Origin of the sequence: Longimonas sp. (assembly GCF_046498435.1) — a bacterium.
Lineage (GTDB): Bacteria > Bacteroidota > Rhodothermia > Rhodothermales > Salinibacteraceae > Longimonas.
In genome coordinates, this window is the sequence record NZ_JAWOAR010000030.1 from 1 (window position 1) to 6,980 (window position 6,980).

Sequence of the window (6,980 nt, forward strand, 5' to 3'; positions counted from 1 at the left end):
GGCCGCCCGGGCGCTCTGTGGCGGCACGCTACATGGCGCACGCCTGATTGCGCAGGGCACGGCCAACCGCGTACTGCAACTGGGCGGCGGGCTGCATCATGCCCATGCGCGCAAGGCCTCAGGCTTCTGCGTCTACAACGATCTGTCGATGGCCATCCAGGCGCTGCGCGACGAAGGGATGCGCGTGGCGTACATCGACATCGACGTGCATCATGGCGATGGCGTGCAGCATATCCACGAAACCGATCCGGGCGTGCTCACGCTGAGTCTGCACGAGTCGGGGCGCTACCTCTTTCCGGGCACGGGGCACATCCACGAAATGGGACGAAGTGCAGGGGAGGGCAGTGCGCTAAACATCCCCCTCGATCCGTTTACCGAGGACGACAGCTATCTGGAGACGTTCGAGCGCGTGGTGCCGTTTGCTGTGGAACGCTATGCGCCGGATGTGCTCGTGGTGCAGTGCGGCGCCGATGCGCACTTTAGCGATCCGCTCGCCGACCTGCTGCTCACCACCCACGCCTACGACGCAATGTTTGCGCAGCTTCTGAACTTGGCGGAGGCACACACCGAGGGGCGTGCGCTCTTTACGCTCGGCGGCGGCTATCAGCCCGATGCCACCGTGCGCATCTGGGCATTGCTGGTGCATCATGTGCTGGAGGCCGAACATCCCACTGACCTCCCTGCCGACTGGCTCGACCGCTGGAATGACGAGAGCGAGGCTGCCCTTACGCCCACCCTGCACGACAAACCCCGCACCTTCGATATCGAACGCCGCGATGCGATTGAAGCCCAGAACCGCCAGGTCAGCAAGCGGGCGTTGGAGCGCATTGCACCGCTGTGGTATTGATTCTGGGGCATTGTCCCCGTGCCTGGAGCAATGTTCGGTGGTCGCTCTGTGTTGGGTGTAGGGACACGGCGCGCGGTGGTATCTGTTTAGCGTGGTTCCATAACCACCCGGGATATCCGCTTCGCCTCTGATCCCGGGCAAAGGGTTCTTTGCTTACGCTCGTCGCATGGCTCTGCCGTGCGACGCAGGCTGTTCAGGGGCTCTGCCCTGCTCTAACTTGGCCTAAGCACCGGCCCGGAACGTCCGCTCCGCTCCCCGTTCCGGGCTACAAACCGCTAAACAGGCACGAGCGGTGCCTCTACGTGTGGATGTGGGCACATTTCCCCAACAACAAACCGCCCACTGCGCCAGATTGTGGCACAGCGGGCGGGCCTGTTTGGCGACGCAGCGCGTTGTTCACGCGCCGCGACGTATGGTTGTTACTCCAGTTCGCCGGTGCGGCTCAGGAGCGTCCAGCCATCCGCCCAGTTGGCGGTACCGAAAGCGCCGTGGTAGTCTACCGACTGGTAGGCACCGTTTACACCGGGTCGGTCAAACTCGCTGGGCTCTGCCGGGGCAGTCGTGGCTTCGCCCGCGGCCAGCGGATTGAACGAGACGATGAGGCCATCTTCGTCGCGGTTGATGCTTGTGATCGGCAGTTCGGTGCCGAACAGGTTGCCTTCCTCCCGCAGATAATCGGCCAGGTTGGTGCGGAAGTCTTCACCGCCGTCGCCATCGCCCGTCAGCTGGATGATGTCTTCGAAGGTCGTGGCTTCCGGGTCGAAGTCCGGGCCGATGTTCCACCACAGATTGCTCTCGTAGCGGAGTTCATCGGCCAACCAGCGCTCGCGGCTATCCTCGCCTGAGCCGAGGTCTTCAATCTGCAGCCCCGCGTTGAGGCGTGCATCCATAAAGACCGAGCCGAAGTACGACGTAGCGTTATTGTCGCGATGGATGATGAAGGGGTCGTTTCCGTCGCCTGCCACGTCTGCATCTGCAAGCTCGGGGCCAATGCCGATGTAGGTGGCATTAGCTACGCGAATGTCGGCAATGGGCGTTCCATCTTCCGGATCCGTACCGCCGTCTTGCTCGGCAATACGACCCGCTTCATCGCCGGCTTGCACCGCGAGCCAGAACTGGTTGCTGCCGCGGTAGCCTTCGTCCATGTCGAAGGAGTCATCGGAGGCCCAGGCCGCAATCATGTGACGTTGGTTGACGGTTCCGCCGAACCACTCAAAGCCGTCGTCGTCGCTGGCGTAGGACTCGACATATTCGATGGTCGAGCCGTTACCAACGCCGCCCAGCGTAAGGCCCTGAATCTCGTCGCCGTTCCCCAGTTGCGTGCCGGTGTGGCGAATGGATACGAAGCGGAAGACGCCGATGTCGTGGTCGTCGTTGTCTCCGCCATAGAGCGTGCGCTCATCGCCCGGTACGCCCTCAATGTTGGTTTCGCCCGGCGTCGAGTTCAGCCCGGCATCGCCGAGCAGAATCACGCCGCCCCACTCGCCGCGGGTTCCGCGTCCGAGACCGATGTCATCGGCCGGAGCGGTATCGGGGGTGACAGGGTCAGCTTCTGCGGTGAAGATGATCGGGTCGGCCTGGGCCGGATCGGCGCTATCCGGATTGCCATCCGCAAAAATCTGCCCGCCCCGCGTCACAATAAGCGCAGCAGCGTTCTCGCCCGATCCAGCCATGCCTTTGATGATCGTGCCCGGCTCAATGTTGAGCGTCTGATTTTCGAGCACGAAGACGAAGTTGTCAAGTTTGTAGACGTTGTCGTTGGTCCACGTGACTTCGTTGACCTCGCCGCCATCTTCGTTGGTGTATCCGATGCCAAGGTCTTCCTCGTCATCCGATACGGTGATTTCGGTGACACCGTCGTCTGTTTCAGTGGTGTCGTAGGTGGCTACCTCAAACGGCTCAGGATCGTCGTCGTCATCGTCATCGTCGCCGACCGGGTTGTCGTCATCGCATCCAGCGAGTACGAGCATGAAAACCAGTGCCGTCATGCTCAAGATTCGGTACCACGCCGTGCGAGACGGGCGGTCAGGTGTCGTTGAGAAAAATGTCATAGGTGCAGGATACAGAATGAATGCGCAGAATTATGAGGGTGCGGCCTGTTTTTGTTTTGGTAACATGCCGCCTTGAACCACCGAAGGGACGCGCCACAATGGCTGCGTCCCTTCATTAGGTGGATGTTTAAGGCCCAGCGTGTGCGGTGTAGGGCACCCCGGCCAGGCACGAGGTACAAAAGGATGAAATACAAGCGTGCAATTAGAGTCCGTACGATACGCCAACCGACACCGTGCGCCCAATGGGGTTGCGGTCGTTGACAAAGGTGGTGCCGCCAAACGACTGCGACGTGACGTACTCAGCATCCAGCACATTCTTGACCGAGGCCTTGAATGTGATGCCGTGCATCAACGCCTGCGAGGCCGTTACGTCGAGCGTGCCGCGGGCTTCTTCGAAGATGTCGAGCCCGTTGCGCGTTACCGTATCAAGACGATCGCCAAAGCGGTTGTAGAGAACGTTGAGACTGGTTCCACTGTCAGGGTTTTCGTAGCTCACGTTCAGGTTCACCAGATACGGCGACTGCCCTTGCAGCTGGCGGGTTGTGCTGGGATCGTCGTCGAAGGCGCGGATTGCGGTAAGCTCTTCTTCGCTGCGGTCTACTTCCGACTGAACAAGCGACATATTCGCTCCTATTTGCACGTGACGTAGCCACGGGGCCAGGCGGTCGAGCTTCGTGCGTGCTTCAACTTCGAGCCCATAAACGGTAGCGCTTGACTTATTCAGGTACTCTACGACCACGTCCGAGCCCGCCGCCTCGGTGTCAATGGTGCGCTCAATGGGATCAGTAAACGACTTGTAGAATCCGCCGACCGAGAGCAGTTCGCCCCCACGCATGAACCATTCCCAGCGCAGGTCCAGGTTGTGAATGCGGGTGCGGGTAAGTTCGGGGTTGCCGATTTCGATGTAGTCGCCAATGAAGCTAAAGGAGCTAAACGGCGCGAATTCTCGGAAGGAGGGGCGCGCCAGGGTGCGTCCGTAGGCCGCCCGCAGGTTCATGGCAGGCTGCACCTCCCACACCAGATTGGCAGAAGGGAGCAGATCGGTGGTTTCGAACTGCCCAGCGCTGCTTCCGTCGGTCGTAGCAATCGACATATCGGTGCGTTCGACACGCACCCCGCCAATGAACTCCAGGTTTTCGACCCCAGGCACGGGCAGCTCGGCCATCGCAAAGCCAGCGTACACGTCCTGGTCGCCGTCGTAATTGCCCGAGGGCTGCGTGCGGTCGAGTATGTACGTGCCAAAGCGATTGCGTCCTCGCAAATCGTCTCCCACCTGACCGGCCTGTTCATTGATGTACCCATTTGGGCTGCCCTGAAAGCGCGCTTCGTCGCTCAGATGCTCGAAGCGGCGCTCCCGGAATGTGCGAGACCGGAGCGCGAACTGGCCGCCCGACTTAAACTGCGCCTCGCCCACCGGAAGCGTAAGCGTAGCCTTCGCCGACTGGTTGTCTTCGGTCAGGTCGCGGAAGTAGCGCGTGGGGCCCAGGTAGATGGAGCGCGAGATGCCGAATGTGGTGTCGGCCCCAGCGGTCGAGAATTGGTTTGCAAAGAAGCGGTAGTCGGGCTCTTCGCGGGTCGTTTCGGCGAGCGAGGCCGACCATTCGGCCCGGAGCCCCTCATCGCCAAACTGATGCGTACCCCGCAGCTCCGCCGACCGCACCGTACGTTCGGTCGTGCGCAGCGCCCGCGTCTGGAATACCTGATCGCCGCTCAGGTCGCGCGGCAGTGCTCCGGACTCAAAGCGCGCCTCTTCTTCAAGGCCCGAATTGTAGAGCAGACGCGCCCCGAGTTCGTGATTCGGCGTAAGCTGGAACGCCGCTCCCACAAACCCGCTCCACATCGTCTCCTCGACGCCCTTCTGCGTCGTAAAGTCGGAATTGGGATTCAGCGTCTCTGACGACACGCCCACCTGCTGAAACCGCGCAGTGGTTCCATCCGAAAAGCCCTCGAACGAGCGATCGTACGAGAATGAGCCGATCACGCCCAGCGCGCGCCCATTGAGCACCTCAAACTGATTGCCTGTCGCAATCTCGATGCTCTGGTTCCCTAAAACAGACTCTTCGGCGGGTATGATGGGCGTAGCAAATGCCTGGGTGGCTGCGTCAAGTTGAGCAGCTTTCTCGTCATCGTTAAACACTTGCCCCAGACTTGACGGCAGTTCACCTTGTGCAGCGCTGGGTACGGAGTCGAGCCCCTCGGTCGGACGCAGCACGTCGCCGCCGAGGCCCACTTCGGTGTTGAAGGAGGAAGAAAGGGAGACGTTGAAGAAGAACTCTTCCGGAAGCGCCTTCGTCGCAATGTCGATCGACCCACCCGTAAAGTCGCCCGCCCGGTCGGGCGTAAAGGTTTTCGTGGCAACGATGTTGTCGATGATATTCGACGGGAAGAGATCCAGCGCTACGCTGTTGCCGTCGGGGTCGGAGCTGGGCAGGTTGGTGCCGTTGAGTTGTGCGTTTACGTAGCGCCCTTGCAGCCCGCGCATGTTTACGTACTTGCCTTCGAGCACCGATGCGCCCGTCACCTTGCTCATGGCGTCTGCGGCGTTACCGGCCCCCGAGCGGCCAATGGCCTCCGCGCTGATGGCATCGCTGACGCCCGAAGCGCGCTGGCGCTGCCGCAGCAGTCCCGCCTCAGAGTTGCGAGCAGCCTGTGCTGAAACCGTCACCTCGCCGAGTTCACGGGTTTCGGAGGTGAGGTCGATGTCGAGACGGGTCGTTTCTCCGGCTTCCACCGTAACCCCTTCAACGGTCTTGGACTGGTAGCCGGTGTACGAAAAGCGCATGTCGTACTCGCCTGGCTCCAGATTGGTGAGGCGGTAGCGGCCTTCCAGGTCGGCAGCAGCGCCTTGCGTGGTGCCTTCAATGGCCACCGTGGCCCCAATCAGCGGGTCGCCCTGCCCGGCATCTACCACCACCCCGGCAATCGTACCGGTCTGGGCGGATGCGACATGCACCCCAGCGCAGAAAAAGAGAAGTGCAAACGTTGTAGCGAGCGTTGTAACCAGATACCGCACAGTATATCGGGACATACGAGGCATAGCGTGAGCGCATCACGGCTGGACATGGTGAGCCCGCTGTGATGCACCGCCCAACATAAGGGCGCAATGTTATCTCACGATTTCCTTTGCATAGCGCTTGTGTTACGACCAGCTCACCCATTCACGCACATCCCTCAATGTGACGATGGGGGCCGTGCGGGCGGCTATGTGAATCCCTGGGGACCTCCGTGTTGCTCCACCCGATCGATCTGCAACGCGGCGTTTCCCACACACCTGTACTCAACCGTCCCCAAGTGCGCTACATCGATATGCGTTCCTCTTGCTCCTGGTCGTGCGTTGTGGCCACACTCGCTGTGGCCGCACTACTGCTTGTTGGAGGCCCGACCGCTGCTGCTTCTCCCGCATCGCCCCACAGCGCACCTGCTGCCCTCGCCGACACAACGAACCACCCCCCGCCTCCTGATTACGGCGACCACGAATGTGCCGATAATCTGGCGGGATGCGCGGTCGGCGTGGCGCTCTATACCCTGTTTGCCCCCGCCTTCAACGCGCTCTTCTCGGATGCACGCATCGCGGCAGCAGGCGGGTCGGCGGCCGCGCTGAGTCTGCGTGTGGGGCGCACCCTGCGCTACGACTCGGGCGCAAGCCCGGCGGTCTTTCCGTATGTAGCGGTGGGCATGCGCTCGCAGCAACTCGCCCAGCCCGATCCCGCACTCCACGTCGAACGCGTGTTTCTGGAGACGGCGGTCGGGCTCCGCTCCCCCGTTCACACCTGGACCCCGGGCGGCGCGGACTGGCTCCATCGCATTCGCCTGGATGCCGAGGCGCAGTGGCTCCACCGCGGCAGCACGCACGACCACCTGTGGCTCGAAGCCGCTCCCGGCCTCATGACAACGAGCGGCGCCTCCACCCGACTGGTGCTGGCCCCCACGCTCTCCGTCGCCCTCGCCGGACCGCGTCAGGGCCTGGTGCGCCCTGGACTGACCCTGGGCGTGCATTGGTGATAGAAGTACTTATCTATGACAGTTACCGTCGATATGAGACTGCAATAGTGTAACTCTCACATCAAAGAAAGGGTATACAA

4 protein-coding genes are annotated in these 6,980 nt (G+C 61.6%); 2 read left to right on the forward strand and 2 right to left on the reverse strand.

Annotated elements, in window-relative coordinates:
- The coding region (locus tag R6U20_RS01275) for an acetoin utilization protein AcuC (RefSeq protein ID WP_410336059.1) at positions 1–847 on the forward strand (847 nt) is incomplete at its 5' end.
- A 419-nt stretch (positions 848–1,266) separates the two neighbouring features.
- Here R6U20_RS01275 and R6U20_RS01280 read toward each other — a convergent pair.
- Together R6U20_RS01280 and R6U20_RS01285 are read right to left on the reverse strand one after the other, a co-directional pair.
- On the reverse strand, positions 1,267–2,817 hold the full coding sequence (locus tag R6U20_RS01280; RefSeq protein ID WP_410336060.1) for a hypothetical protein: 1,551 nt from the start codon (positions 2,815–2,817) through the stop codon (positions 1,267–1,269).
- A 283-nt stretch (positions 2,818–3,100) separates the two neighbouring features.
- Positions 3,101–5,926, reverse strand: coding sequence for a TonB-dependent receptor domain-containing protein (locus R6U20_RS01285; protein ID WP_410336061.1), 2,826 nt, complete (start codon positions 5,924–5,926; stop codon positions 3,101–3,103).
- A 308-nt stretch (positions 5,927–6,234) separates the two neighbouring features.
- On the opposite strand from R6U20_RS01285, the gene R6U20_RS01290 reads away from it, so the two are divergent.
- Positions 6,235–6,900, forward strand: coding sequence for a hypothetical protein (locus R6U20_RS01290; RefSeq protein ID WP_410336062.1), 666 nt, complete (start codon positions 6,235–6,237; stop codon positions 6,898–6,900).
- Positions 6,901–6,980 lie beyond the last annotated feature (80 nt).

Coding starts and splice junctions, on each gene's coding strand:
- R6U20_RS01285 (WP_410336061.1), bottom strand. CDS start 5,926: ATGTCCCGATATACTGTGCGGTATCTGGTTACAACGCTCGCTACAACG.
- R6U20_RS01280 (WP_410336060.1), bottom strand. CDS start 2,817: ATGCTCGTACTCGCTGGATGCGATGACGACAACCCGGTCGGCGACGAT.